This window comes from Vibrio sp. LQ2 (assembly GCF_023920125.1).
Taxonomy (GTDB): Bacteria; Pseudomonadota; Gammaproteobacteria; order Enterobacterales; family Vibrionaceae; genus Vibrio; species Vibrio fluvialis.
The window spans coordinates 4013978-4037250 of record NZ_CP085308.1; the positions used below are offsets into that span (position 1 = coordinate 4013978).

The following is a 23273-nucleotide window of genomic DNA, read 5'->3' on the forward strand; positions in this document are numbered from 1 at the left end:
AACATAGAGAGAAAGTGATGAAAGCATACCAGCGTGAATTTATTGAGTTTGCCCTAGAAAAGGAAGTACTGAAATTTGGTGAGTTTACTTTGAAGTCTGGCCGTAAAAGCCCATATTTCTTTAACGCTGGTCTTTTCAACACTGGCCGCGATTTAGCGCGCCTCGGCCGTTTTTATGCGGCGGCGCTGGTGGATTCAGCGATTGAATTCGATGTGCTGTTTGGCCCAGCCTACAAGGGGATTCCGATTGCGACCACCACCGCCGTGGCACTGGCGGATCACCACGATGTGGACACGCCATACTGCTTTAACCGCAAAGAAGCCAAAGATCACGGCGAAGGTGGCAATCTGGTGGGCAGCGCGCTGGAAGGCCGTATCATGCTGGTAGACGATGTGATCACCGCAGGCACGGCGATTCGTGAGTCGATGGAAATCATTCAGAACAACGGCGCAGATTTGGCCGGTGTGCTGGTGGCGATTGACCGTCAGGAAAAAGGCAAAGGCGAATTATCGGCGATTCAGGAAGTTGAGCGTGACTTTGGCTGCGCGGTGATTTCGATTGTCAGCCTGACCGACCTTATCACCTATCTGGAAGAGCAAGGCGGTAACCGCGAACACCTCGACGCGGTGAAAGCGTACCGCGCGCAATACGGTATCTGATACCGACCTCCTCAAAGGGGAATGGACGGACAACAAAAAGCCCACCGATTGGTGGGCTTTCTATTTCAAGCTGGCGTTGCAGGCATTATTGGTAACGGATACCTTTCGGCACATTCGGATCCTGCATGGTTTTAAAGCGTTTATGTAGCCACATCCATTGCGTTGGCGCGCGCATGATGACCATTTCCACGTACTTATTCATATAGGCCGCGGCGGCGACTTCATCTTTTTGTGGGTAGTTGTCTCCCACGGAGATGTCGGCCAGTAGTTCATACTTGCCTTCGTCGTTACGAAAGCCGGATCCCATCACGATGGCGCAGTGGCTGGTGTACGCCAGAATACTGGTGCCGGTGGTGGTACACGCATCTTGCACTGCAAAAAACGGTACGAATACCGATTTGTTACGCCCGTAATCGTGGTCTGGCAAATAGAACAGCAGCTCACCCTGGCGCATAACGCGAATCATTTTCTTCACGTCTTTACGGTCAATCAGTACGTTGCCATTATGTGTGCGGCCCCAATACTGAATGAAGTTGTAGGCGGGGTTGTTGTGTGGGCGAAACGCGCCATAACCCGGCAGACCCAGCACGGCAAACGCACGCGCGGTAATTTCCAGGTTGAGGGCATGCACGCAGCACAGCAGCACGCCTTGGCCGTTGGCTTTGTATTCGCGCAAGACCGCCAAGTCTTTCTCAACAATACGACGTTTGAACCGCCAGGTGGGCCAGAACCAGGTGATGCCGGTTTCAATCAGTGCCAGACCCGTATTTTTGAAGTTCTCGACCACCATCTGATCGATCTCGTCGCTGCCTTTGTCAGGAAACGCCAGTTCAAAGTTACGCTTGGCCACGTGCACGCGTTTTTTACCCAAACGCATGCCCAACAAGCCTAAGCTCTGGCCGAGTTTCAGCAATACAGGATAAGGCAGCAGGTTAACGATCAGCGCGAGGGTGCCGAATCCCAGCCACACGCCCCAGTTTTTAGGGTGCAGCAGAGACAGGGTGAATTGAGGTTTGCCGTATTTGTCTTGACTCATGGGGTTCACTTAATCTGAGCACTCAGCAGCGACCAGTATTCGTCGAAGTTGGCCGTGGGCAGGTATTTGAAATCGGAACGCACGAAGCGGTTCAGACTGCCTTCGACCTGACCGAGTAACTGGGCGGCCAGAATGTTTTCGTCAACAGGAAATGATTTGCCTTCACGAATTTTACGTTCACGCAGAATCTGACGCAGTGAGGTCTCGATGCGCTCGAACAGCTGATTGATGCGCTCACGCAGACGCTCATTTTCAAACATTAGAGCATGGCCGGACAAAATTCTTGTCAGACCGGGGTTACGTTCTGAAAACGCCAGCAGCAGTTGCATTACCAGACGAATACGGTTCAGGGTGTCTTTTTCATCATCCAGAATGCGGTTGATGCGCGACATCAACGACTCTTCGATGAACTCGATCAGACCTTCGAACATGCGTGCTTTGCTGGGAAAGTGACGATACAGCGCCGCTTCAGAGACACCGACCTGTTTTGCCAGTTTGGCGGTGGTGATGCGCGAGGCGCCTTCGTGCGACTCCAGCATTTCTGCTAAGGCTTGGAGAATTTCTTCACGTCGATTGCTTTTCTTACTGACGGCCATAACCGTGTTTCCTTTTAATACCACTGCTTGGTTAGAAATGAGTCGGGCGAAACGGTCACTGTTTCGCGCCCCAACCTCACTTCAGAGCGTTTCGATAAAATGGTGTAAGCAGGCGGGGAGCCGCTTACAGTTTGTCGTTGATCAACAGCATCAGTGCTTGTGCCAATTCGGCTTTGGAGGCCAATGGCAGTGATTGCTCACTGGGTGCACTTGGTTCACTCGGGCGCCAATACACCGTGAGGGCATTGTCGTTGCTGTTGAACCCCTGGCCGGCGACGGAGACGTCGTTGGCACAGATCATATCGAGATTTTTCTTCACCAATTTGCCGCGCGCGTATTTTTCCACATCCTGTGTCTCGGCGGCAAAACCGACGGTAAATGGTCGGTTATCGGTCATCGCGGCGACCGAGGCGACGATGTCCGGATTTTTGACCATAGTGACGCTGAGCGTATCACTGTCGTCGGTTTTTTTGATTTTTTGCTGTGCCATGCTCTGCGGACGGTAATCTGCCACCGCCGCGCAGCCGATAAAAATGTCGTGCTCGCCTGCGTGCGCCATCACCGCTTGGTGCATGTCGATGGCACTGTCTACATTGATACGCGACACGTTGGCAGGCGTTGTTAAATTCACCGGGCCACTGACCAGCGTCACTTGCGCTCCCAGTTTCGCCGCCGCATCGGCAATCGCAAAGCCCATTTTTCCGGAACTGTGATTGGTGATGTAACGCACCGGATCGAGCGCTTCCCGGGTCGGGCCCGCGGTCAGCAGGACGCGTTTACCTGCGAGCGGCTTTGGGCCGAAAAAATCCTCACAGCGATGCACCAGATCCATCGGTTCGAGCATGCGGCCCGGGCCGATATCGCCACACGCTTGTTCACCGGCGGCTGGTCCCCAGATCTGCATGCCGCGACGAGCCAGAGTGGCAATGTTTTCTTGAGTCGCGATATTGCGGTACATCTGCTGGTTCATTGCCGGAGAAACGACCACAGGCGCATCCGTCGCCAGTACGAGAGTGGTGAGCAAGTCATTGCCCATCCCTGCGGCCATGCGCGCGATCAGATCGGCGGTGGCCGGAGCCAGCAGAACCAGATCGGCCCACTTGGCAAGTTCGATGTGGCCCATCGACGCTTCGGCGGCCGGGTCGAGCAGGCTGTCAGAGACAGGGCGACCGGAGACCGCTTGCATCGTTAAAGGCGTGATAAATTCTTTTGCCGCTTTGGTCATCACGACCTGAACGTCGGCGCCGCGCTCAATCAGGCGACGGGTTAATTCTGCACATTTGTACGCCGCGATACCGCCGCTGATACCAAGCAGAATCTTTTTTCCTGCCAATGTTTGCATGCTGGATTCCTCAAAAATTCTGCGCGCTATGTTAGCACAACTCCAGAAAGATGTCGGAGCTGTGTCAAATCTCGGCATGTGGAGGTAATAAATCCTCAGCCGGACGCTGCAAAGTTATGCCAGCCTCACAGATATTCTTTCTGGATTATGCAACATACTGTTTTATAAAAACCAATAATAAAGCACAAGGACCTTTATGATTACCTCCCTGAGAAGCCGAACTAAACTTTTACTGCTAACGGTCATTCCTTTGGTGATAATTACTGCCATGGTCACGGCGGTGTATTACTGGAATGGGATGAAATCCCTCGACCAAGAACTGACTCAATACCGCGCGCAGCTGGTCGACAGCCGCAAAGCGGAGCTCAAAGCCTACCTGATGATGGGTGTCACTGCAGTGAAATCGCTGTACGACGCCGATCAGAGCGGGGAAAACAAAGCGCAGGCGAAAACGATTCTCAAAGCGATGCGCTTTGACAGCGATGGCTACTTTTTTGCCTATGACTCCAAAGGCATCAACACGCTGCACGCCATCAATCCGTCATTGGAAGGCAAGAATCTCTACGATCTGAAAGATAAAAATGGCGTGCCGGTGATCGCCGGATTGATCCAAGCGGCAAAATCGGGCGACGGCTTCCTTTATTTCTCGTGGCACAAACCGTCGATTGATGCGCAGGCGCCTAAACTGGGGTATGCGGAATATCTGCCGAAATGGGACTGGGTGCTGGGAACTGGTATCTATATTGATGACATCGATACTCAGGTCGCGCAGTTTAAGGCGCAGCGCGAAGCGCAGCTGTATGAACAAACCCTGTCGGCAGTTGGTCTTTCCGTCGTCGGCCTTGTGCTGACTATCATCGTGGTGAGCGTGCTGGTTGCGCGCGGCGTGGCGCCGTTGCAGCACGTGGTGGACTCACTGAAAGCGGTCGCGGCGGGTGGCGGCGATCTCACCGCGCGTTTGAAAGTCGAAAGCCACGATGAAGTGGGCGAAGTTGCGCAAGCATTCAATGCCTTTATGGACAAACTGCATCCGCTGATTGTCGATCTGCGTACCTCGGCGCAGGACGTGCAGTCTGCCGCGGCCGATCTCGATGTGCAAACCACGCAGTCCAGCCAGCAAATGAACAGCCACTGCATGGAGACCGACAAAGTGGTTGCCGCGGTAACCGAAATGAGCGCCACAGCCCGTGAAGTGGCCAATAACACCAACTCTACCGCTCAGGCGATTGATTCTGCCAACCGCCAGATCATGGATGCGCAGAAAGAGGTGAATCTGGCGATAGAAGGCATTGGTGAGCTGGTGAATGAAGTCAACCTGACTTCGGATGCGATTCAGGAACTGAGCCAGCAAACGGAGCAGATCACGAAAGTTCTGAACGTGATTGGGGATATCGCTGAACAAACCAACCTGCTGGCATTGAATGCGGCAATTGAAGCAGCACGCGCTGGCGAGCAGGGCCGCGGTTTTGCCGTCGTGGCCGACGAGGTACGCTCATTGGCAAGCCGCACGCAAAACAGCACACAGGAAATCGGTGAGATGCTGCAGGCGCTGCATCAAGGGGTGAGTAAAGCGGTCAGCAGTATGGCACTGAGTCAGGATCGCGGCGAAAAAACCGCGCTGGAATCGGTGCAGATTAAAGACAGTTTGTCTGGCATTTCCGATGCGGTCAGTGTCATTCACGATATGGGGATTCAGACCGCTTCTGCCGCTGAGCAGCAAAGCGCAGTGGCGGAAGACATCAACCAAAACCTGGTCGCGATTCAGCAGATAGTCAATGAGCTTAGCGATAACCTGCAGCGTTCAGAATCGATCAGCACCCGTTTGGCACAATCGGGCCAGCAAATGGGGAACCTGGTCGGTCACTTTAAGCTTTAACTGACAACGGCGTTGCACCGCTGAATGACGCCGCTCTAAAGATCCCTCAGGCCGCTTGCAGCCTGAGGGAGAGATCGGCTTGAGTATGGCAAATCACAGGAGCCATACATGAGCCTCAAATCCCTTCCCAACGAATCCATGCCGCGTGAAAAGTTGTTGTTACGCGGCCCTCAGGCATTATCCGATGCTGAATTGCTGGCGATTTTTCTGCGCACTGGCACTCAGGGTATGAATGTCCTCGAACTCTCCGACTTTCTGCTGCGCGAGTTTGGATCGCTGCGCGCCCTGTTTTCCGCCACCAAGGATCAGTTTTGTGCCCACAAAGGGCTTGGCGAAGCGAAATTTGTTCAGTTGCAGGCGGTGTTGGAGATGACTCAGCGTTATCTGGCAGAAACGCTCAAACGCGGCGAAGCGCTCACCAGTCCGCAGCAGACCAAACTGTATCTGTCGAGTGTGCTGCGCGATCGCCAGCGTGAAGCGTTCTACATTCTGTTTCTCGACAACCAACACCGCGTGATTCGTGATGAAGTGCTGTTTGAAGGTACGATTGATGCGGCGAGCGTCTACCCGCGAGAGGTGGTCAAACGCGCACTGTACCACAACGCGGCGGCGCTGATACTGGCACACAACCACCCGTCCGGTGTTGCGGAACCCAGTCAGGCGGACCGAAGGATCACGCAGCGTCTAACCGATGCTTTAGCGCTGGTGGACATTCGCGTGTTGGATCACTTCGTAGTGGGTGACGGTGACGTGGTCTCATTTGCGGAGCGGGGCTGGATATAAAGCGACACAAAAAATAAATTTCGGGTTGTTGAAAGTTTAAACTATTGAGCAAATACAAGGCTGTAGGGACAAACTTTCACTTTTTATCAGGAAAATTCCGACAGCCCTTATCAGCAATTCACTTGAATGCACAAAAAATGCTTAGCTTTCTGTGGTTTTCTGGTATGATTCGCACACATTTTTTAACCCCAATTCAGCTCAACACAAAAAAGATCAGGTAATCCTGTAAAAAGGATCTGTTCGGGTCTTGAGCAATGCGTGTCAAGTTAGTATAATGCGCGACCTTTGATAGCCTTGTATGGATTTTCCATAACGGTTTTTAACCTCAACTTCTTATGTAGAAAGAGAGAGGTTCGGCCACCAAGGTTGATATCGAGCTGAAACGATTTGGAGAAGACATTCATGTCCCGAGTATGCCAAGTAACTGGTAAGCGTCCAGTAACGGGTAACAACCGTTCACACGCACGAAATGCTACTAAGCGTCGTTTTCTGCCGAACCTACAAACTCATCGTTTCTGGGTAGAGAGCGAAAAACGTTTTGTTAAACTACGTCTAACTGCTAAAGGCATGCGTATCATTGATAAGAAAGGCATCGATGCTGTTCTTGTTGATATCCGTGCACGTGGCGAAAACGTTTAAGAGGAATTAAACAATGGCTAAAGGCATTCGTGAGAAAATCCGTCTAGTATCTTCTGCTGGTACTGGTCACTTCTACACAACTGACAAGAACAAACGCAACATGCCAGGCAAATTTGAGATCAAGAAATTTGATCCAGTTGTACGCCAGCACGTTGTATACAAAGAAGCGAAAATCAAGTAATTGATGGCTTCCTTGGAACGATAAAAACCCAGCCTCTTGGCTGGGTTTTTTCTTTTCTGCTTTCGGTGTCCTGCCAAGCACTTATCTAGGATCTCTTTTCTTCCTCTGCTACTCTAGCGGTATCGTAATCAACTAAGGACAGCGATTATGCGCGTCGCGCCTCATCGTCGTCGCCGATGGAATAACATTCTGATTCTGGCGGTGATTGTGTTTATCGGAGTGTTGAATCTGCCTGCGTTCATCAAATCGTATTTGATCGAACCGGAGGTTAGCTCGTATCCAACCTTACTCAATCCGCACGCCAAGTTACAGGCTATGCATTTTGCCCGTTTGTCACTGGAGCTGAATCAGGGTCGCTGGCGAGCCACACCACCGACAGAGGTGGCTCCGGAAGAGCTGGTGAAACGTTGGCAAGAGCTGGTTGGTACGGAAGTGAACGATGAGACCTATCTGTCGTTGCAACCGAATTTACGCAGTCCGCAGACGATCGAAGTGTGGTATAGCGATCAGGAAGAGCCGCAAAGGATCACTTATTACCGTACGCCACAGTTCTGGCTGTTTAAGAACTGGCAGGATAAGTGGATCGCCATCTCTGTCGACAATGGTTACCTGCTGCCGTCATCCTGAGCACCGCTCCATCATTAGAGGTTTAATTACACAACATGCCAGAACTCCCGGAAGTTGAAGTCAGCCGAATGGGTATCTCGCCGCATCTGGTGGGAGAAACAGTGCGTTCGCTGACGTTCCGTACGCCTAAACTGCGTTGGGATATTCCCGCTGAATTGAAGCAGATGGAAGGGCAGGTCATCACCGCCATTTCTCGCCGCGCCAAATATCTAATGATTGAAACACCGGTGGGCAGCGCTATCGTCCATTTAGGCATGTCAGGGTCACTGCGCGTGTTGGATGGCGATTTTCCACCCGCCAAACACGATCACGTGGATCTGACGCTGACCAATGGCAAAGTACTGCGCTACAACGATCCGCGCCGTTTCGGTGCCTGGTTATGGTGTCCGGTCGGCGAGAGTCACGAAGTGCTGGGCCATATGGGGCCAGAGCCACTGACGGAGGCGTTTAATGCTGAGTATCTGCAAAATAAGGCGCGTAATAAGCGGGTGGCGGTGAAGTCGTTTATCATGGACAACAAAATTGTCGTCGGTGTGGGCAATATCTACGCCAATGAGTCGCTGTTCAGCTCTCATATTCATCCGCTGCGACCTGCCCATTCTCTGAGTGAAGCCGAGTGGATTTCTCTGGTGGCTGACATCAAAGCGGTCTTAACTACCGCTATTGCGCAAGGTGGCACCACGCTGAAAGATTTTGCCCAAGCGGATGGAAAACCAGGCTATTTTGCCCAGGAGTTACAGGTGTATGGCAAGAAGGGTCAACCTTGCCCTCGCTGCGGCGAGAAAATCGCCGAGCTGAAAATTGGCCAACGCAACTCGTTCTTTTGCTTGCATTGTCAGCCTGCCGAGCCGGAAAATACCGCAAAATTATGATATAACGCGTGTAGCTTTCGTTCTGAAGAGAGAATGGTATGAAATATTTAGTAACTGGTGCCGCGGGTTTTATTGGCTCAGCGGTCGTTGAGCGTCTGTGCGCCGAAGGCCACGATGTGGTGGGCATTGATAACCTGAACGACTACTACGATGTGGCGTTGAAAGACGCGCGCTTGGAGCGAGCTGCACATGAACGTTTCTCGTTTCTTGAAATGGACATCGCGGATCGCGAAGCGATTGCCGATCTGTTTGCGGCTGAACAGTTTGATAAGGTCATTCATCTGGCAGCGCAAGCGGGCGTACGTTATTCGATTGATAACCCGATGTCGTATGCCGACAGCAACCTGGTCGGCCATCTGACCATTCTGGAAGGTTGCCGCCATCACAAAATCAAGCACTTGGTCTATGCATCGTCGAGTTCGGTGTACGGTCTGAACCGCAAAACGCCATTCAACACGTCGGATAGTGTGGATCACCCGATTTCCCTCTACGCTGCGACCAAAAAGTCTAATGAGCTGATGGCGCATACATACTCTCACCTGTACGGTGTACCAACAACAGGGCTGCGTTTCTTCACCGTGTATGGTCCTTGGGGACGTCCGGATATGGCGCTGTTTAAATTCACTAAAGCTATCATCAATGGTGACGCTATCGATGTGTATAACAACGGCGATATGAAGCGTGATTTCACCTACATTGATGACATCGTTGAAGGCATCCTGCGTATCAAAGATGTGGTACCTGAGCCGAATGCAGAGTGGAGCGTGGAAGCAGGATCGCCAGCGACCAGTTCAGCACCTTACCGTGTATATAACATTGGTCACGGCAGCCCGGTGAAACTGATGGATTACATCAAAGCACTGGAATCGGCGTTGGGTATAGAAGCGAAGAAAAACATGCTGCCGATGCAGCCGGGTGATGTGTATGTGACGTACGCTGACACTCAAGACCTATTCAACGCGACGCAATACAAACCTCAGATGGGGGTTGAACAAGGCGTGGCGAATTTTGTGAAATGGTACAAAGAATTCTATTCTGTATAGCGATACTTCACACACTCTTTGCGGCCGGGACTTGTGTCCCGTGCTGTAAACGATAATCTTCCGCTTTGCCGGATGCTCAGATATTGATGAGCCAACTCTGGCTCAACGCCATATTATTCCCTGAATTTGATGCCCTGAATTCGGTATCATTCTTGCTAATGTGACTGACTGATTTTATTCCCTGACCAAGAAAACACTCGCTTTTCGCTCGTCAGATTGTCCACCTGTTTGTTGTCCATAAAAATGAAGTATCCATCTCATCTGCGCCAGCTGTGTCTGCTGTTACTCCAGTGTTTCCTGTTCTCCTTCAGCCTGTTGCTGATTGCCCGTGTGGTGTTTTTTCTTCACATTCGCGATGTATTGCCGGAGGCCGGGGTCAGTGATGATATTGGGCGGGCGTTCTGGGTCGGTGGGCGGTTTGATGCCAAGGTCACCGCTATTGCTTACGCCCCCTTGTTGCTCAGCGGTTTAATTGCCGCTGCGTTTCACAATATCTACCGCCGCTGGCTGAAATTTGCCTTGGGTTATCACAGCGTGATTGCCTTTTTGTATGTAGTCGGAGGCATCGGTAATTACTACTATTACCTGACTTATGGCAGCTACGTTGACCTGTTTGTCTTTGGTCTGTGGGAGGATGACACTAACGCCGTACTGATCAATATGTGGCAAGATTACCCTATCATGCGCGGTTCGTTGCTGGCCGTGTTGGCCGCATTGCTGGCTTATGTCTCTTCGCGCTGGTTCTTGCGTACAACGCTGGGACAGTTACGTCCACGCATGTATTGGCATTGGAGCATGACCTCTCTGGTGGTCTTGCTGACGATTGTGGTCACGTTCGCGGTCGCACGCGGTTCGCTCGATAGCCATCCGCTTAAGCGCTATCACGCCAGTGTGTCGCAGTACAAACCGCTGAATATGATCACGCCGAACGTGTTTATGGCGCTTGATTGGGCGACAACTGATTACAAAGAGCAGCGCCGTTTTGACCCTGTGTCACAACGCATATTGACCGCGCAGATGGAAAAGATGCTCGGTCAGCCGACGCCAAATTATCATGTACCGACCAACCCTTTCCTTGCTGACAATCCACCGCATGTCGTGGTCGCGATGATGGAAAGCATGGGCATGAATATTTTGGTGGAAGACGATCCGCAGACGAACGATTTACTGGGGAGCCTGCGTCCGTATTGGGGGAACGGTTTCTTATTCGAGCGCTTTATGGCGGGCACGTCGGCGACCATCGACAGCATTGTCATGACGTTGTTCCACAGCCCGGTGGCGACGATCAGCCACTCATCGATCCAAAACATTGCGCTGCCAAGCTCAGCTGTTCTGCCTTATAAGCGCGCGGGCTATGAAGTCACATTCCTGTATGGCGGCAATGGCATGTGGCGAAATTTGGCCAACTATTTGCCGGTACAAGGGTTTGACCGCGTGTACGATGAGAACGACATTATTGAGGCATTTCCGGAGGCGGCCCAATATTCCGGAACTTGGGGCGTACCGGATGGCTACTTGTTTAAGTATGCCAACAAGGTTTTGGAGGAGGCGAAAAAACCGACGCTGATTTTTATTATGACGGTGACCAACCACTCGCCGTACAAAGTGCCGGATTATTATCAGCCGAAGCCAACGGCCATGAGTGAACGTTTGTCCTCGCTGATTGGTTATCAGGGCGATCAGGCCAAAGTGTTACTCAACACATTCCAGTATGCGTCGGATGCGTTGGGACAGTTTATCGGCCGAGTCAAAGCCTCAGACAAGTTGAAGGACAATACCGTGATTGCGGTGACCGGGGATCATCGCATGCGTTACAGCAGCACCGATGAGCCGACCGAATACGGCCTGACGTTTGCTGTGCCACTGTTCCTTGATGTGCCACAGCCGATTTTGGATCACACGCCATTTTCCTATGATCCGCAGCGCATTGGTTCGCATCGCGACCTGTTTCCGACCCTGTATCATTTCAGTTTGTCGAATCAGGATTACATCAGTTTAGGCGGCGAAAACCTGTTGGCCAAAGACGGAGTGAGTAACATCGGTTTTAATGCCTCGCGTACTATCAGTGAAAAGGGCGCATTCAGTAGCAGTGGCTCGGGGTTGTTTTATGCGTGGGACGAACACAATGCGCTGTTGAATCAAGCCCGACCGGAGAAGAACCCACCGCAAGAGACGGACTGGGGCAAAGAGTACTCGTTGCTGCAAGATTATTACCTGCGTTCGCAAGTGTTGCCGATGACGCCATAAACTGGCGCAACACATCAAGAAAAAGGCTGCTCAGTGAGCAGCCCTTTTTTGAGGTGTGACGTTATTCCACAATCTTTTTGCTGTGCAGCGCGTTGGCCACCAACTCAGGCACAAACGCATCCACGTTGCCCCCATGAATCGCGACTTCGCGTACCAGCGATGAGGAGATAAATGCGTACTCTTCCGCCGGGGTGAGGAAAACACTCTCCAACCCGGGCATCAAGCGCCGGTACATGTTGGTCAGGCCGAATTCGTATTCAAAATCGACCGTAGTGCGCAGGCCGCGCACCAATACGGTGGCGCCTTCGGCTTTGGCAAAATCCACCATCAAGCCAGAGAACCCTTTTGCCGTAACGTTATCCAGATGTGAAGTGACCGCTTTGGCAAAGGCCACGCGCTCTTCCAGCGTAAACAGGGTATTTTTGCTTGGACTGGCGGCCACCGCGATGATCACTTCATCAAACATGCTGGCAGCACGCTCAATCAAATCCAGATGGCCGTTGGTAATAGGGTCAAAGGTGCCCGGGTAAATAACGCGGGAAATACTTTTTGAATTCACAATGTTCTACTCAGTGTTTGTGCGTGTAAGGGTATGCTAAACAAAACTGTACCGCCAAATCATGACAATCTGACGGCAAGTGTGATTATTTTTCATCCAATAGCGATTGAAAAAAGTCCAGATGTTGCTGAGCGCTTTCCTGACAGGAGAAATCGTTGATCATCCGCTGCTGCGCTTTGCGCCCCATCTCTTGGCGATTTTGCTCAGACGCGTACAGCCACTGAATTTTATCGGCGATGGCTGAGGCATCATTCACCGGAACAACGAATCCGGTTTCGCCGTCGATCAAGAGTTCTTTACCACCGCCGGTGGTGGTCACCACGGAAGGAATGCCCATCGCCATGGCTTCAATGATGGTTTTGGGTAAGCCTTCCCCGCTAATCGAAGGCTGAACTTGCACTTGGCTTGCCGCCAGCAGTTCCGGTACATCTTTGCGGTAACCGAGGAAATGTATGCGATCGCGCATGCCACTTGCTTCGGCCAATTTCAGGTTCTGTTCGGTATCCATATCGCGACCGACCAGCAGCAGGTGCAAATTTGGTAATGGCGCCAGTTGTTTCGCGCTCTCAAGCAACACGTGCACGCCTTTACTTGGCCGCGCATTGGCGATACAGATGGCGCTGAACGCGTCATCCGGCAAGCCCAGTGCGCTTAAATTCGCTGGCTGCGCCTGATACCAAGCAATGTCGTGGCCTTTGTAAATCGTGACCACTTTGTCGGCGCGTTTCCAAACATGTTTGCGCACATCGTCAGTCACTGCCTGTGCCACACAACTGATGCCGTCGATACGAGGATGCAAATGGGTCAGGTAGGCGGTGGGATCGTGACGATACAACCCGCCGACTGTGCCGCGATAGCTCACCAGTTTGGTGTGTTTGAAACCGATGCAGGCAAATGCCGCGTTGGGAATGGTTTTGGAGTTCATGGCGTACACCACGTCATAGCGTTCTTGATGCAGCGCGTGACGTAACGTCTTGATCGTGTTGAGACAAATCTTTTTCTTCGGGTAACAGTCGATGATCTTCACGCCGTTGTCGCGAAAACGCGGCACATACTCCGCATCGCCTTGCGTCATGATGGTCACCTCATGGCCGAGCTTGGCCATTTCAATAAACATCTCCGCTTCCGGACGCACGCTGTTCCAGGCATCACGATAGGAGCTAAAAATTAAGATTTTCATGGTCTCACATTACCTCAGCCGCAGCGAAACTGCAGCGGTGTTCAAATTTGGTGGCTGACACGCTTTCGCGTCGCGAGCCCAGATTATGACTTTCCGGCCGCAACGCGAGCGTAAAGCTGCTCATAGCGTTTGGCGGTATTCTCAATCAGAAAGCCTTGCAGTTTTTTCTCACGTCCGATGGCGAGCTTTTCACGCAACGTGGCGTCGCTGCGAATAGTTTCAATCGCATTGGCCAGTCCGAGGCCATCGCCGGGCTCAATCAAAAGCCCTGACTCTTGGTGGTCAATAATATCCGGGATACCGCCCGCGCGAGCACCAATCACCGGTAAGCCATTGCCCATCGCTTCCAGAATCACTGAACCCAAACCTTCGCTGTAGGAGGGGTGAACCAGCAAGTCGGCTGCGGCAAACCAATCGCCCATGTTGCTCTGTTTACCCATGAACGACACGTTGGTTAAGCCTGCGGCTTGCTGCTCTAAGGCGGCTCGCTCTTTGCCGTCTCCTAACAGCGCAAAATGAACCTCAGGGGCGCGCTGAACCAACGCTTTTGCTGCGCTCAGGGTGACATCAAAACCTTTGTGTTTGAGCATGTTAGCGGCATGGATGACCAGAAATTTGCCACTGAATTGCTGCTTGATTTGTGCCACGTTGGCGTCATCAATCGGGTAGGTGACTGGCGAGCTGGGAATGATCTCAATGCTTTGGGTTGGGTACGCGTCACGAATGCGGGCCGCGATTTCATGGCTCAGGCCAACCAATAACGCGGCTTGGCGGTATGCTTGGTTCGATAACCATTTTTTGCGCAGCGGATTGTCGATGCGACGCGTCACCATATACGGCACGCCATGCAATGCGTGTTGCAGCCACGCCCAGTAAATGGCTCGGCCTTCATGCACATGAATCAATTCACAGCCGTCGGTCACGCGTTTGCCATGTTGGAGTAAATAATGGCTGGCGGCGATGACTCGACAAGGCAGCTCGGACACACGCGCAAAAAACGGGCTTTTGGGGTTAGCGACAATTGTCAGCTGATAGCCCATGCGAATCTGCTGCTTGATGAGTTGCAGTGTCTGGTTTTCTCCGCCGTGATAGCCGGATGCCAAGTTAACGTGGCAGATGTTCATTTCTGTTTTTGCTCCTGCTTGCGCACGTAGTCGCGCAGCCACAAATCCGCATACCGAGTAAACGTGGTGTTGGCGCTTAACATCGCCAACAGTAAGCCATGGCGACCATCGAGAAACCCGCGTTTAATCACGTACATTTTAAAGAAGCGGAAAAAGCCATGCAGGACTGCGCCGCCCAACGACGCTTTCTTGCGTCCTTCACGTTGGTCAGCCCACGCTTTCATGTATTGCTGCGTTTTTGCGGTGTACTGTGGCAGATACTCAAAGGTGTAATGCTCGAGATAACCTTTTAACGACCGCAGTTGAAATCCGGATGGGATTTCTACGCTCTCATGCACCAAGGCTTGGTTGTATTGTGTGTCGCGCGTGCGGTAAAGACGCGTGACCCAGTCGGGGGACCAACCGGAATAGCGAATCTGTTTGCCAAACGCGGTGGTGAGACGATCAATCTGGTAGACGGTGTTGGGTTTGTCGGCGTGGACCGCTTGTAAAATTTGTTCTTTGAGCGCATCGGTCACGCGTTCATCGGCATCGAGCCACAACACATAGTCTGAGGTAATGTGCGATTGCGCCAAACGGCGCTGAGGACCAAAGCCGGGCCACTCGGTGTTGACAAAAAATTTATCGGTATAGCGGCGAGCGATGGCTTCAGTTTGATCGCTGCTGCCGGAATCAAGAATGACGATTTCGTCGACCCATTGATACACCGTGTCTAAGCAGGCTTGCAGGTGCTTGGCTTCATTTTTCACGATCAGGGCGACCGCCAATGTTGGAGTGGTATTAGCCATGATTTGGGTTACCTAACTGTGTTGTCGCTGACATCATGCGATCAAAGGTGGTGATGACCGCATCGAGCGAGATGGCCTGCATCAGGTCTGTGCCTTTGGCGCGTGTGCTCCACGCCAGCAGTTCCAGCGGTTTGCCTTGCTGCTCGGTCACGAACGGTTCGTACACACTCACCACATCTTTGATATTAAAGTATGGCCCCGTGCGCTTCGGGTTGCTGTGGGCATACAAGCCCAGTACGGGCGTTCCTTGTGTGGTGGCAATATGTGCCGGGCCAGAATCCGGAGCAAGCACTAACTTCGCTTCGCCCAAGACGGCGGCCAGTTGTTTTAAATTGGTTTTGCCAACCAGATTGAGTACCGGGTGCGTCATCAAGGCGCTGATTTGCTCTGCCAGTTTCTGCTCGCGCGGCGCAGGAGAGCCACATAAGGCGACCTGATACCCTTGAGAGATAACGTAATCGGCAAATTGCGCGTAGCGTTCCGTGACCCAATTGCGCTCATCTTTACTGGCGGCCGGGCTGATGACGATGGTCGGTTGGTTACCCAGTTGCGCACGGGCAAATTGCCTATCTTGTTCGGAAATCGGCAGGTTCCAGGTTGGTGTTTGGCGTGGCACGCCAAGAAATTCGGTAAACGAGAAAAAACTGTCGAGCACGTGCGCCGATTCGGTGTCAGCAATCTTGCGGTTAGTGAACAACCACTGACCTTCTTTGGCCCGTTTGCGGTTGAATCCCACTTTGTACTGCGCGCGAATGCCCAGCGTGACGAAACTGGCGCGCAGGGCTAACTGCATGTGCACGAGCGCATCAAAATGACGCCCTTTCAGTTGCTGCCAAACCGCTTTGATACCAGACCAGCCGGCTTTTTTATCAAAGACGATCAATTCAACGTTCGGCAAACCTTGGAGCAGTTGGGCTTCGACTTTGCCAATCACCCAGGTCACTTGGGTGTCTGGCCAGTGTTGTTGCAGGTTTTGAACTGCGGCAACGGCATGACAAACGTCGCCAATCGCCGACAGGCGCAGAAAACAGACCGACTTCGGAGGCGCAGTGAACAGTGGCATCAAATAAGCTCTTCAATTAATGAGGCTAAATTATGCAGAGTCCGCCGATAAATGTAAAATAACCGCATTCTTTTCCTCTCTTTATTGGTGTGAAGATGCCAATTCTGACGAGAGCAGCCACCTTATGTGCCAATCACCATAGCGGGAACCTAACGTGATCAAACAACAACAGCTCAGCAAACATCAGACAATTTGGTACGACGACCAATGGGTCAATGAACCGTTGGCGTCGCTGTTTGACCCTGAATATTGGCAAGCTAATCAACGGGTGATTGGCAGCGCACAAGGGCGTGGCACCACGTGGTTTGTTCAAATGGCGGCGTTGCCAGCTGCGTTACGCCATTATCGCCGCGGCGGCTTGTTTGGCAAATTGGTCAGTGACAGTTATTGGTTTCAAGGGTGGGAGAAAACCCGCAGCTGCGCCGAATTTCAATTGCTGCATCATTTGCGTGAGCAGGGGGTGAATGTACCGCGCCCGATTGCTGCCCGCGCCTTGCGTCGGGGCTGTGTATATCAAGCCGATATTCTCAGTGAGAAAGTCGCCAATGCGCGGGACTTGGTGGCGGTGTTACAAACCGAAGCTTTGCCTGAGGCGCTTTATCATCGCATTGGTCAACAGGTGGCGAAGCTGCATCGTGCTCAGGTCAATCACACCGATTTGAATATTCACAACATTCTGCTCGATGATCACGACCATGTGTGGATCATTGATTTTGATAAATGTGCCATTCAATACGGGAATAACTGGAAAGAAGAAAATTTGGCACGACTGCTGCGTTCGTTTCGCAAAGAGCAGTTACGCGCCAATATCAAATGGCAAGACGCCGAATGGCAAGCGTTGCTGGACGGTTACCAAGCAACAGTTTAATGCTTATCGTTATTCCATTGCTCTACGATAGTCATAAAAGACTGATAGACTTTCTCTTCGGTAAACTTTTCATAACCCGCGGAAAGATCTGGAATGTCGCGGTCTTCCAACAATGCATCGATTCTCTCCGCGATGACTTTTTCATCGTAAGAGTGAATCAGATATTTCGATAGCTCTCCGGTAAGAATTTCATCTGGGCCGGAAGGGCAGTTCACACTGAGAGCGGGAATGCCGAGAATCAAAGCTTCAATGATAACGGTTGGTAAACCTTCATGATCCGAGGTCAGTATGACCGCTTTCGCACCTTTAATAATTGGGTACGGATTGGTGTCGAATTTTTTGAATTCTACTCGTTCGCCTAGATTTAACTCTTCTGCTTGTATTTTTAGCTTTTGCTCCAAAGAGCCTTCACCTAAGATCACTAGCTTGATGGACGGATTTTTTACGTAAGAAAACGAAGTAAGCAAGCGATCAACACGTTTTTGTTTTTCTAGGCGGCCAACGAAAAGCAGGTAGTTTTCTTGAGAAGCCTGTGCGCTTTCATCACAAGCGTAATGTCGGATGGTCTCAATGTCGAACGGATTATAAAGCACGCTAGCGGGCTGGATGTGTTTCCCACAACACTGCTCAGTAAACTTTTTTATACTCTCGGAGACGCACAACACATGCTTTCCTTTGAGTCGCTTAGCCAATCTGTTGCGGTATCGAAAGCGTTTGAAGCAGTTGCGTTGACTGTAGGAATACTGGTCCGAGTTATGGATAAATGGAACTAAACGCTGATCAGAAAAATGTGCGATTAACTTGATACATTCACTGTGTGGGGCAATCAAATAGTCAAACTCAGCGTCCTGATACCAGGATTTAAAATGCGACAGCAGTACTCTCTCACATTTATTGTTCTGAGGAATATTCAGACAAGAGATGTTTAAATCACTTAATTCCGGTAACTCAATGTGATCGAACAGAGTGATGATTTGTACGTTGTGTCCGTTCGCCTGCAGCAGTCTAGCCAGGCGCACCGTTACCACCTGTACGCCTTCGATTTTTAAGTCTCTGATTAAAAATTTTATGTTCATGAGTTAACCATCACTGCGTTCAAATCCATCTTGTAGTTGTTCTAGGCGATATTGGCGATTGTACGAGAAATTGCGCCTGTATTCTGCTCAACGACTTTCTGTGCGTTAGCTCCCTTAACTTGTAGCAGATGGGAAGTTGTCCAAAGTTGTTGAAGATTATACGTAATCTGCTGGGCATTTTCGCAAATAGTTACGGCATCATTGTCCTGCAGCAATTGCATAATTTCACTGAAGTTATAATAACTTGGGCCATTGAGTAGTGGTTTTCCGAGAGCAGCAGGTTCAAGTAAGTTGTGCCCGCCTACTTTATCACCGATAAGGCTGCCTCCCATAAAGCAGATGTCCGCCGCACTGAGTAGTGTTAGTAACTCGCCCATTGTGTCGCCAAGGTAGACCTGACAATCTTGTTTCATTGGTGTTGGGAACGTTCTGCGACAAGTTATAAACTCTCGCTTTATGCAGAGGTCAAAGACGGAATTAAACCGTTCCGGATGGCGTGGAACTAAGATCAGTAAAGCCTGGGGAAAATGCTCTAACAGGGCTTGATGAGCGTCGAGGAGAATGGCATCTTCACCTTCGTGGGTGCTGGCTGCAATCCATACCGGACGGTCTAAGCCCAGCTCTTCACGCAATTGTTTTCCTTGTTCGAGTACCGTGGGTGCAATTTCAATATCAAACTTAATCGAGCCGGTCACTTGAACTTGCTCTGGTTGAAAACCCAAGCGAACAAAACGCCCAGCATCACTTTCATACTGACAAAGAATGCGATCGACGTAGGGGCGAATCAGATTAAATAGCGCGGAAAACTTTTGATAGCGAAGGCAAGATCGCTCTGATAAGCGAGCATTAATGATGGTTATTGGAATGTTATGTTGATGCACTGTGTGTACGGTATTCGGCCACAGTTCCGTCTCAACGATCAGGAGTCGAGACGGTTTAACAGCTTGCAAAAAGCGGCGCACACACCAGGCAAAGTCCAACGGCATGTAGCGATGTTCAACCAGGTCGCCCAGTTTGGCGATTTGTTCCGCACCAGTGCTGGTGGTGGTGGTAACGACAATCGCCTGATCCGGCTGCGCTTGCTTCATGGCTTTGATCACGGGAATCGCGGCGATTGACTCACCCACGGAAACCGCATGTATCCAAATAGGATTCTGAGAACTAACTTTTGGTGTCATTCCCCAGTGCTCTTTCCAACGTGCACCAAAAGCCGGTTTGCCGACTTTCTTTTTATACAATGAATAGAGCAGTAATGGACTAGCGACAATCAGCAACAGAGTATAGATCAGGCGCATTGTTCAAATTACTCCTGTTCTGCGTTGTCGAATTGCATCAACGCGTTGATGACACGCTGCGGAGCGAGATCTTTCAGACATTTCAAATGCCCTAACGGACATTCCCGTTTGAAGCACGGTCTGCATTCAATATCGGTATGAATGATGGCTTTTTTCTCTGCCAGAGGCGGCGTGTATGTTGGCGAAGTGGAGCCATACACCCCGACCACTTGGCAACCGACTGCTGCGGCCACATGCATTAACCCCGAGTCATTGCTGACGACGCTCTCGCAGCAGGCCAGCATGTCGACGGCTTCGATCAAACTGGTTTTGCCCGCCAAATCGACGATGTGTGATCTTTGGTCGTCGCTGAGGTCGGCCACAATGGTTTGCGTGGTTTTACTGTCTTTCGCTGAACCAAATAGCCATACCTGTTTCCCTGCATTGATCATCGCCGCTGCGACGGCGGCGTAATGTTCGGTCGGCCATTGTTTCGCCGGTCCAAATTCAGCACCAGGACACAAGCCAATGACTGGGCGAGAGGAGTGAAGGGCAAACTTATCGCGAGTTTGTTGCTGAGCATCCTTATCAATGTAAAGACTTGGGCGTGGTAAGGTGTCTAGGCCGCCCAATGATGCGGAGTCCACCATGGTGGTTTTGGGGTGTGCCAAGGCTACATAACGCTCGGTCATGTATTGGAAGGATTTTTTATTTGGGCGTAAATCGTTCAGCAACCCGTAACGCATCTCACCTTTCCAGCCAGTTCTGATTGGAATGTCGGCAAACCAAGGTATCAGCGCGGATTTGGCTGAATTCGGCAGAATATAAGCCTGATCATATTGACCACGCATCGACTTACCGATGGCTCGGCGACCAAGAAAGTTAAAATCACCATGCCCTAACGGCATTTCGATCGCTTGATGTACTTCGGGCATGCGTTCCAGAATGGGTTTGCACCATGCTGGCGCCATGACATCGATGACGGCGTCGGGATGTTGTTGCTTGATGCGAGTATAGAGGCATTGAGACATCACCATGTCTCCGACCCAAGAGGGGCCAATCACTAGAATTTTCATTCGATACTTCGATTCGTTTGATGCTGTGTTCATTCTGGCGGTAGAGGAAGAATGAACACAAGCGTTTTGCTCTTTTAGTGTGAAGATAGCAGAGATTCACGCTTTTTCTTTAGCTCTGACCATTCAAAATCATGCACATAGACACGGTCGTTTCGGTCTTTGGCGGGTGGGTTAAACACCACTTCTGCTTTATCTGACAGAGGATGCCACTCTTGGAAATTGCGAGGGTCGTCGGCATAGATCGCCAGAATGGGTGTGTTCAAAGCGCTGGCCATATGAACCACAGAGGTGTCGGGCGTGACACACAAGTCGACTTGACTGAGCAGTTGAAGCGAAAACTCCAGCGAAGGTGTTTCGCTTAACAATTGCACGCGTGGATTCTCGAGTTCAGTGACGAGCTCTTTCAGAAATTCAATCTTACCCGGGACAGGAATCAGATAAAGGGTGTCTTGCGGGAAATCGCGTAACCAATGATTCAGCAACTTGTTGGCTTCCGTTTTGGAAAACTGACGATATTTACTGGAGCCAAATAGATTGATTGCAACGGTCGTCGTATGAGGATCGACGATCGTTGACGTTGAATAAGGAATCAACGGAATGTCTGCGGATTCTGGCACATCACAAAATAGCCTGGCGACCGCAAGGTAGCGATCCTTAAAGTGTACATGCTCATTGGGCAGACAAACGTTGAAAATCGGATGTGATTCTTTATTAAATCCGATGTTATAAGCCGCGCCCAATTCATGTAGAGCAAGCAATTCCTTAAAGTCAAAACTGGTTCCTAATTCAACCACCGCATCAAATTGCCCGCGATATTGGCTGAATGCTCGCGCAGTCTTCACCCCGCGTTTCCCACAAGGAATGATCTTGCAATGGGTTGATTGTTCAAACCAACTTGCGCAAAAATTCGGTGTGATGACGGAAATCTGAATATCTGGGCGGTATTGTTGTAACATTTGGATCAATAAACCACTCATGATTGCATCGCCCAGTTTGTTGTCCCAACGCAATAGAGCCAAACTCTTGATGTCACGAAGTGGAACGGTTGTTTGCGGAGCCTTATCAAAGCGCTGACAGTAGTAGCTCAACTTGAGTTTCTTCTGCTTGTTGCGTAATGCTCTGTTGAGCTGTTTTAATTTTTTAAGCACCGCTGAATCTCACATGGTTCGTCTGTTTTGTGGACTGAAAGGAAGTGTTGATCAAAATAAGCATAGTGAGGACGTACAAAATAAATGTTTGGCCATTATAAAATGGCACATCAGTGAGGCCCATGATCACATACAGCATGATGACAGAACAGACCATGCTTTTTATTCTCTTGTCAGCGTGTTTGGTCAGAAAGAAGGGTATGCACAGCATCAATAGCAAAAAAATAAGACCAACAAGTCCAGACTTTACCATGCTGTCGATAAACTGGTTGTGATAGTGTGGAGGATGAAACTCATAGAGCGCTTTTGATATCTGATGTTGTTGATACAGTTGCTCTAATTTATCAGCGTGTCCTGTTCCTAGTCCGAATAACCAATTGTCATCAGCCAGTTTGAGTGACGCTTGCCACATCTGAAGTCTGAGACCAATTGAAGTATTCATATTGCCTTGTTGGATCTGCTCGATTTCATAGTGTGTTTTCTCGATGCGCTGTTCAATAAAGCTACCAGAAAGCATAAACATGGCTGCAGATACCACGACACCAGCAACGAGCATTTTCTTGAAAGTCAGCTTGAACTTACCCCAAGACAAAACCAAGGATGCGCAGATAAACGCTAACCAAACTCCGCGAGATTCGGTCAGGACCAAGCAGGTGATCGGCAGCATTGCGAGCATCCCAAATAGAAACCTCATTTTAGAGGTGTGTGCCTCAAAAGAAAAATGAAGAGCCCAAAGGGCTAACAGTGCGGCGATACCAGCATAAGGTATCGCATTAACCACGCCCGATTCTCGATTGAGTCCTAAGACGATATTGAAATAGGCACTATTGAGAAAAATCGTGCAACAACCAAGAATCACAATCGTTTCATAATAAGACGGTCGTATTCTTTGAAAAGGGAAATAGAGAGCAATAAGAGACAAGCAAAGAATGGTTCTAATTTCTCGTGAACTCACTCCGTTTAGCCATGATTGAAAGAATATAAACAGGGCGAGGACCCAAATGAGTATATGAAATGGTTGGCGCAGATTCTCACTAATGAAAGTCTTGATATTTTTTCGGTATACAGTTATCGCGCACAGCAAAGAAAGCACAGTGGTAATCACTAAAACTTTACTTGCACCTTCAAACCAAATCATCAACACGAAAGAAAAAACGAAAGGTAGCAGCAGTACTGTTTCGCTCAAATTTTTCTTGGTTATTGGATTGTTCATTAT

At 50.5% G+C, this 23273-nt stretch carries 23 protein-coding genes; 10 read left to right on the top strand and 13 right to left on the bottom strand.

What is annotated here, in order from left to right:
• The first annotated feature begins 17 nt into the window (after positions 1-17).
• Complete coding sequence (pyrE, locus tag LGV68_RS18615; RefSeq protein ID WP_004728401.1) at positions 18-659, top strand: orotate phosphoribosyltransferase; 642 nt, start codon at positions 18-20, stop codon at positions 657-659.
• An 85-nt stretch (positions 660-744) separates the two neighbouring features.
• Here pyrE and LGV68_RS18620 read toward each other — a convergent pair whose 3' ends face one another.
• From LGV68_RS18620 to coaBC, 3 genes are all read right to left on the bottom strand, one after another.
• The gene (locus LGV68_RS18620; RefSeq protein ID WP_047463208.1) at positions 745-1695 is read right to left on the bottom strand and encodes a Kdo(2)-lipid IV(A) acyltransferase; all 951 of its coding nucleotides are present in this window, start codon (positions 1693-1695) and stop codon (positions 745-747) included.
• A gap of 5 nt (positions 1696-1700) precedes the next feature.
• Complete coding sequence (gene slmA / locus LGV68_RS18625) at positions 1701-2291, bottom strand: nucleoid occlusion factor SlmA (protein ID WP_020332546.1); 591 nt, start codon at positions 2289-2291, stop codon at positions 1701-1703.
• Positions 2292-2415: 124 nt separating this feature from the next.
• The gene (gene coaBC, locus LGV68_RS18630; protein ID WP_020332547.1) at positions 2416-3633 is read right to left on the bottom strand and encodes a bifunctional phosphopantothenoylcysteine decarboxylase/phosphopantothenate--cysteine ligase CoaBC; all 1218 of its coding nucleotides are present in this window, start codon (positions 3631-3633) and stop codon (positions 2416-2418) included.
• Positions 3634-3829: 196 nt separating this feature from the next.
• Here coaBC and LGV68_RS18635 point away from each other — a divergent pair, with 196 nt between their 5' ends.
• The 8 genes from LGV68_RS18635 to LGV68_RS18670 all read left to right on the top strand — a co-directional run bounded on the left by LGV68_RS18635 (position 3830) and on the right by LGV68_RS18670 (position 11901).
• Positions 3830-5509, top strand: a complete 1680-nt coding sequence (locus LGV68_RS18635) for a methyl-accepting chemotaxis protein (protein ID WP_202661160.1) — start codon at positions 3830-3832, stop codon at positions 5507-5509.
• A gap of 108 nt (positions 5510-5617) precedes the next feature.
• A complete protein-coding gene (radC, locus tag LGV68_RS18640) occupies positions 5618-6292 on the top strand; it encodes a DNA repair protein RadC (protein ID WP_222749980.1) in 675 nt (224 codons plus the stop codon).
• A 402-nt stretch (positions 6293-6694) separates the two neighbouring features.
• A complete protein-coding gene (gene rpmB / locus LGV68_RS18645; RefSeq protein WP_004728407.1) occupies positions 6695-6931 on the top strand; it encodes a 50S ribosomal protein L28 in 237 nt (78 codons plus the stop codon).
• Positions 6932-6944: 13 nt separating this feature from the next.
• Positions 6945-7112: a 50S ribosomal protein L33 gene (rpmG, locus tag LGV68_RS18650; protein WP_004728408.1), complete on the top strand. Its 168-nt coding sequence runs from the start codon at positions 6945-6947 to the stop codon at positions 7110-7112.
• 147 nt (positions 7113-7259) lie between these two features.
• A complete protein-coding gene (locus tag LGV68_RS18655; protein WP_024374705.1) occupies positions 7260-7739 on the top strand; it encodes a hypothetical protein in 480 nt (159 codons plus the stop codon).
• A 35-nt stretch (positions 7740-7774) separates the two neighbouring features.
• Positions 7775-8611, top strand: coding sequence for a bifunctional DNA-formamidopyrimidine glycosylase/DNA-(apurinic or apyrimidinic site) lyase (mutM, locus tag LGV68_RS18660; protein ID WP_024374706.1), 837 nt, complete (start codon positions 7775-7777; stop codon positions 8609-8611).
• A 38-nt stretch (positions 8612-8649) separates the two neighbouring features.
• Positions 8650-9654: an NAD-dependent epimerase gene (locus tag LGV68_RS18665; RefSeq protein WP_165881378.1), complete on the top strand. Its 1005-nt coding sequence runs from the start codon at positions 8650-8652 to the stop codon at positions 9652-9654.
• 243 nt (positions 9655-9897) lie between these two features.
• Positions 9898-11901: an LTA synthase family protein gene (locus tag LGV68_RS18670; RefSeq protein ID WP_252535853.1), complete on the top strand. Its 2004-nt coding sequence runs from the start codon at positions 9898-9900 to the stop codon at positions 11899-11901.
• A gap of 61 nt (positions 11902-11962) precedes the next feature.
• Here the strand turns inward: LGV68_RS18670 and coaD are convergent, their stop codons facing one another.
• The 5 genes from coaD to LGV68_RS18695 all read right to left on the bottom strand — a co-directional run bounded on the left by coaD (position 11963) and on the right by LGV68_RS18695 (position 16615).
• Positions 11963-12460 carry a pantetheine-phosphate adenylyltransferase gene (gene coaD / locus LGV68_RS18675; protein ID WP_014204064.1) on the bottom strand — a complete coding sequence of 166 codons (498 nt, stop codon included), beginning with the start codon at positions 12458-12460 and terminating at the stop codon, positions 11963-11965.
• 85 nt (positions 12461-12545) lie between these two features.
• Complete coding sequence (locus LGV68_RS18680; RefSeq protein WP_029628138.1) at positions 12546-13640, bottom strand: glycosyltransferase family 4 protein; 1095 nt, start codon at positions 13638-13640, stop codon at positions 12546-12548.
• Positions 13641-13723: 83 nt separating this feature from the next.
• The gene (locus LGV68_RS18685) at positions 13724-14764 is read right to left on the bottom strand and encodes a glycosyltransferase family 4 protein (RefSeq protein ID WP_154183735.1); all 1041 of its coding nucleotides are present in this window, start codon (positions 14762-14764) and stop codon (positions 13724-13726) included.
• Entirely contained in the window at positions 14761-15552 is a 792-nt protein-coding gene (locus LGV68_RS18690; RefSeq protein WP_020332724.1) for a glycosyltransferase family 2 protein, read from the bottom strand. The genes LGV68_RS18685 and LGV68_RS18690 overlap by 4 nt, the downstream gene beginning before the upstream one ends.
• Positions 15545-16615, bottom strand: coding sequence for a glycosyltransferase family 9 protein (locus LGV68_RS18695; protein WP_252535854.1), 1071 nt, complete (start codon positions 16613-16615; stop codon positions 15545-15547). The genes LGV68_RS18690 and LGV68_RS18695 overlap by 8 nt, the downstream gene beginning before the upstream one ends.
• A gap of 154 nt (positions 16616-16769) precedes the next feature.
• Between LGV68_RS18695 and LGV68_RS18700 the strand changes: the two genes are divergently transcribed.
• The gene (locus LGV68_RS18700) at positions 16770-17483 is read left to right on the top strand and encodes a 3-deoxy-D-manno-octulosonic acid kinase (RefSeq protein ID WP_252535855.1); all 714 of its coding nucleotides are present in this window, start codon (positions 16770-16772) and stop codon (positions 17481-17483) included.
• On the opposite strand, the gene LGV68_RS18705 is transcribed toward LGV68_RS18700, so the two are convergent.
• From LGV68_RS18705 to LGV68_RS18725, 5 genes are all read right to left on the bottom strand, one after another.
• A complete protein-coding gene (locus LGV68_RS18705; RefSeq protein WP_222766480.1) occupies positions 17480-18559 on the bottom strand; it encodes a glycosyltransferase in 1080 nt (359 codons plus the stop codon). The two genes, LGV68_RS18700 and LGV68_RS18705, sit on opposite strands and share 4 nt — an antisense overlap.
• Before the next feature lie 41 nt (positions 18560-18600).
• Complete coding sequence (gene waaA, locus LGV68_RS18710) at positions 18601-19854, bottom strand: lipid IV(A) 3-deoxy-D-manno-octulosonic acid transferase (protein WP_222766481.1); 1254 nt, start codon at positions 19852-19854, stop codon at positions 18601-18603.
• 8 nt (positions 19855-19862) lie between these two features.
• Complete coding sequence (gene waaF / locus LGV68_RS18715) at positions 19863-20909, bottom strand: lipopolysaccharide heptosyltransferase II (RefSeq protein WP_252535856.1); 1047 nt, start codon at positions 20907-20909, stop codon at positions 19863-19865.
• Between the two features lie 74 nt (positions 20910-20983).
• Positions 20984-21886 carry a glycosyltransferase family 9 protein gene (locus LGV68_RS18720; RefSeq protein ID WP_252535857.1) on the bottom strand — a complete coding sequence of 301 codons (903 nt, stop codon included), beginning with the start codon at positions 21884-21886 and terminating at the stop codon, positions 20984-20986.
• A gap of 163 nt (positions 21887-22049) precedes the next feature.
• A complete protein-coding gene (locus tag LGV68_RS18725; protein ID WP_222797460.1) occupies positions 22050-23270 on the bottom strand; it encodes an O-antigen ligase family protein in 1221 nt (406 codons plus the stop codon).
• Positions 23271-23273: the final 3 nt, after the last annotated feature.

Coding starts and splice junctions, on each gene's coding strand:
- pyrE (WP_004728401.1), top strand. CDS start 18: ATGAAAGCATACCAGCGTGAATTTATTGAGTTTGCCCTAGAAAAGGAA.
- LGV68_RS18620 (WP_047463208.1), bottom strand. CDS start 1,695: ATGAGTCAAGACAAATACGGCAAACCTCAATTCACCCTGTCTCTGCTG.
- slmA (WP_020332546.1), bottom strand. CDS start 2,291: ATGGCCGTCAGTAAGAAAAGCAATCGACGTGAAGAAATTCTCCAAGCC.
- coaBC (WP_020332547.1), bottom strand. CDS start 3,633: ATGCAAACATTGGCAGGAAAAAAGATTCTGCTTGGTATCAGCGGCGGT.
- LGV68_RS18635 (WP_202661160.1), top strand. CDS start 3,830: ATGATTACCTCCCTGAGAAGCCGAACTAAACTTTTACTGCTAACGGTC.
- radC (WP_222749980.1), top strand. CDS start 5,618: ATGAGCCTCAAATCCCTTCCCAACGAATCCATGCCGCGTGAAAAGTTG.
- rpmB (WP_004728407.1), top strand. CDS start 6,695: ATGTCCCGAGTATGCCAAGTAACTGGTAAGCGTCCAGTAACGGGTAAC.
- rpmG (WP_004728408.1), top strand. CDS start 6,945: ATGGCTAAAGGCATTCGTGAGAAAATCCGTCTAGTATCTTCTGCTGGT.
- LGV68_RS18655 (WP_024374705.1), top strand. CDS start 7,260: ATGCGCGTCGCGCCTCATCGTCGTCGCCGATGGAATAACATTCTGATT.
- mutM (WP_024374706.1), top strand. CDS start 7,775: ATGCCAGAACTCCCGGAAGTTGAAGTCAGCCGAATGGGTATCTCGCCG.
- LGV68_RS18665 (WP_165881378.1), top strand. CDS start 8,650: ATGAAATATTTAGTAACTGGTGCCGCGGGTTTTATTGGCTCAGCGGTC.
- LGV68_RS18670 (WP_252535853.1), top strand. CDS start 9,898: ATGAAGTATCCATCTCATCTGCGCCAGCTGTGTCTGCTGTTACTCCAG.
- LGV68_RS18680 (WP_029628138.1), bottom strand. CDS start 13,640: ATGAAAATCTTAATTTTTAGCTCCTATCGTGATGCCTGGAACAGCGTG.
- LGV68_RS18685 (WP_154183735.1), bottom strand. CDS start 14,764: ATGAACATCTGCCACGTTAACTTGGCATCCGGCTATCACGGCGGAGAA.
- LGV68_RS18690 (WP_020332724.1), bottom strand. CDS start 15,552: ATGGCTAATACCACTCCAACATTGGCGGTCGCCCTGATCGTGAAAAAT.
- LGV68_RS18695 (WP_252535854.1), bottom strand. CDS start 16,615: ATGCCACTGTTCACTGCGCCTCCGAAGTCGGTCTGTTTTCTGCGCCTG.
- LGV68_RS18705 (WP_222766480.1), bottom strand. CDS start 18,559: ATGAACATAAAATTTTTAATCAGAGACTTAAAAATCGAAGGCGTACAG.
- waaA (WP_222766481.1), bottom strand. CDS start 19,854: ATGCGCCTGATCTATACTCTGTTGCTGATTGTCGCTAGTCCATTACTG.
- waaF (WP_252535856.1), bottom strand. CDS start 20,909: ATGAAAATTCTAGTGATTGGCCCCTCTTGGGTCGGAGACATGGTGATG.
- LGV68_RS18720 (WP_252535857.1), bottom strand. CDS start 21,886: ATGAGTGGTTTATTGATCCAAATGTTACAACAATACCGCCCAGATATT.
- LGV68_RS18725 (WP_222797460.1), bottom strand. CDS start 23,270: ATGAACAATCCAATAACCAAGAAAAATTTGAGCGAAACAGTACTGCTG.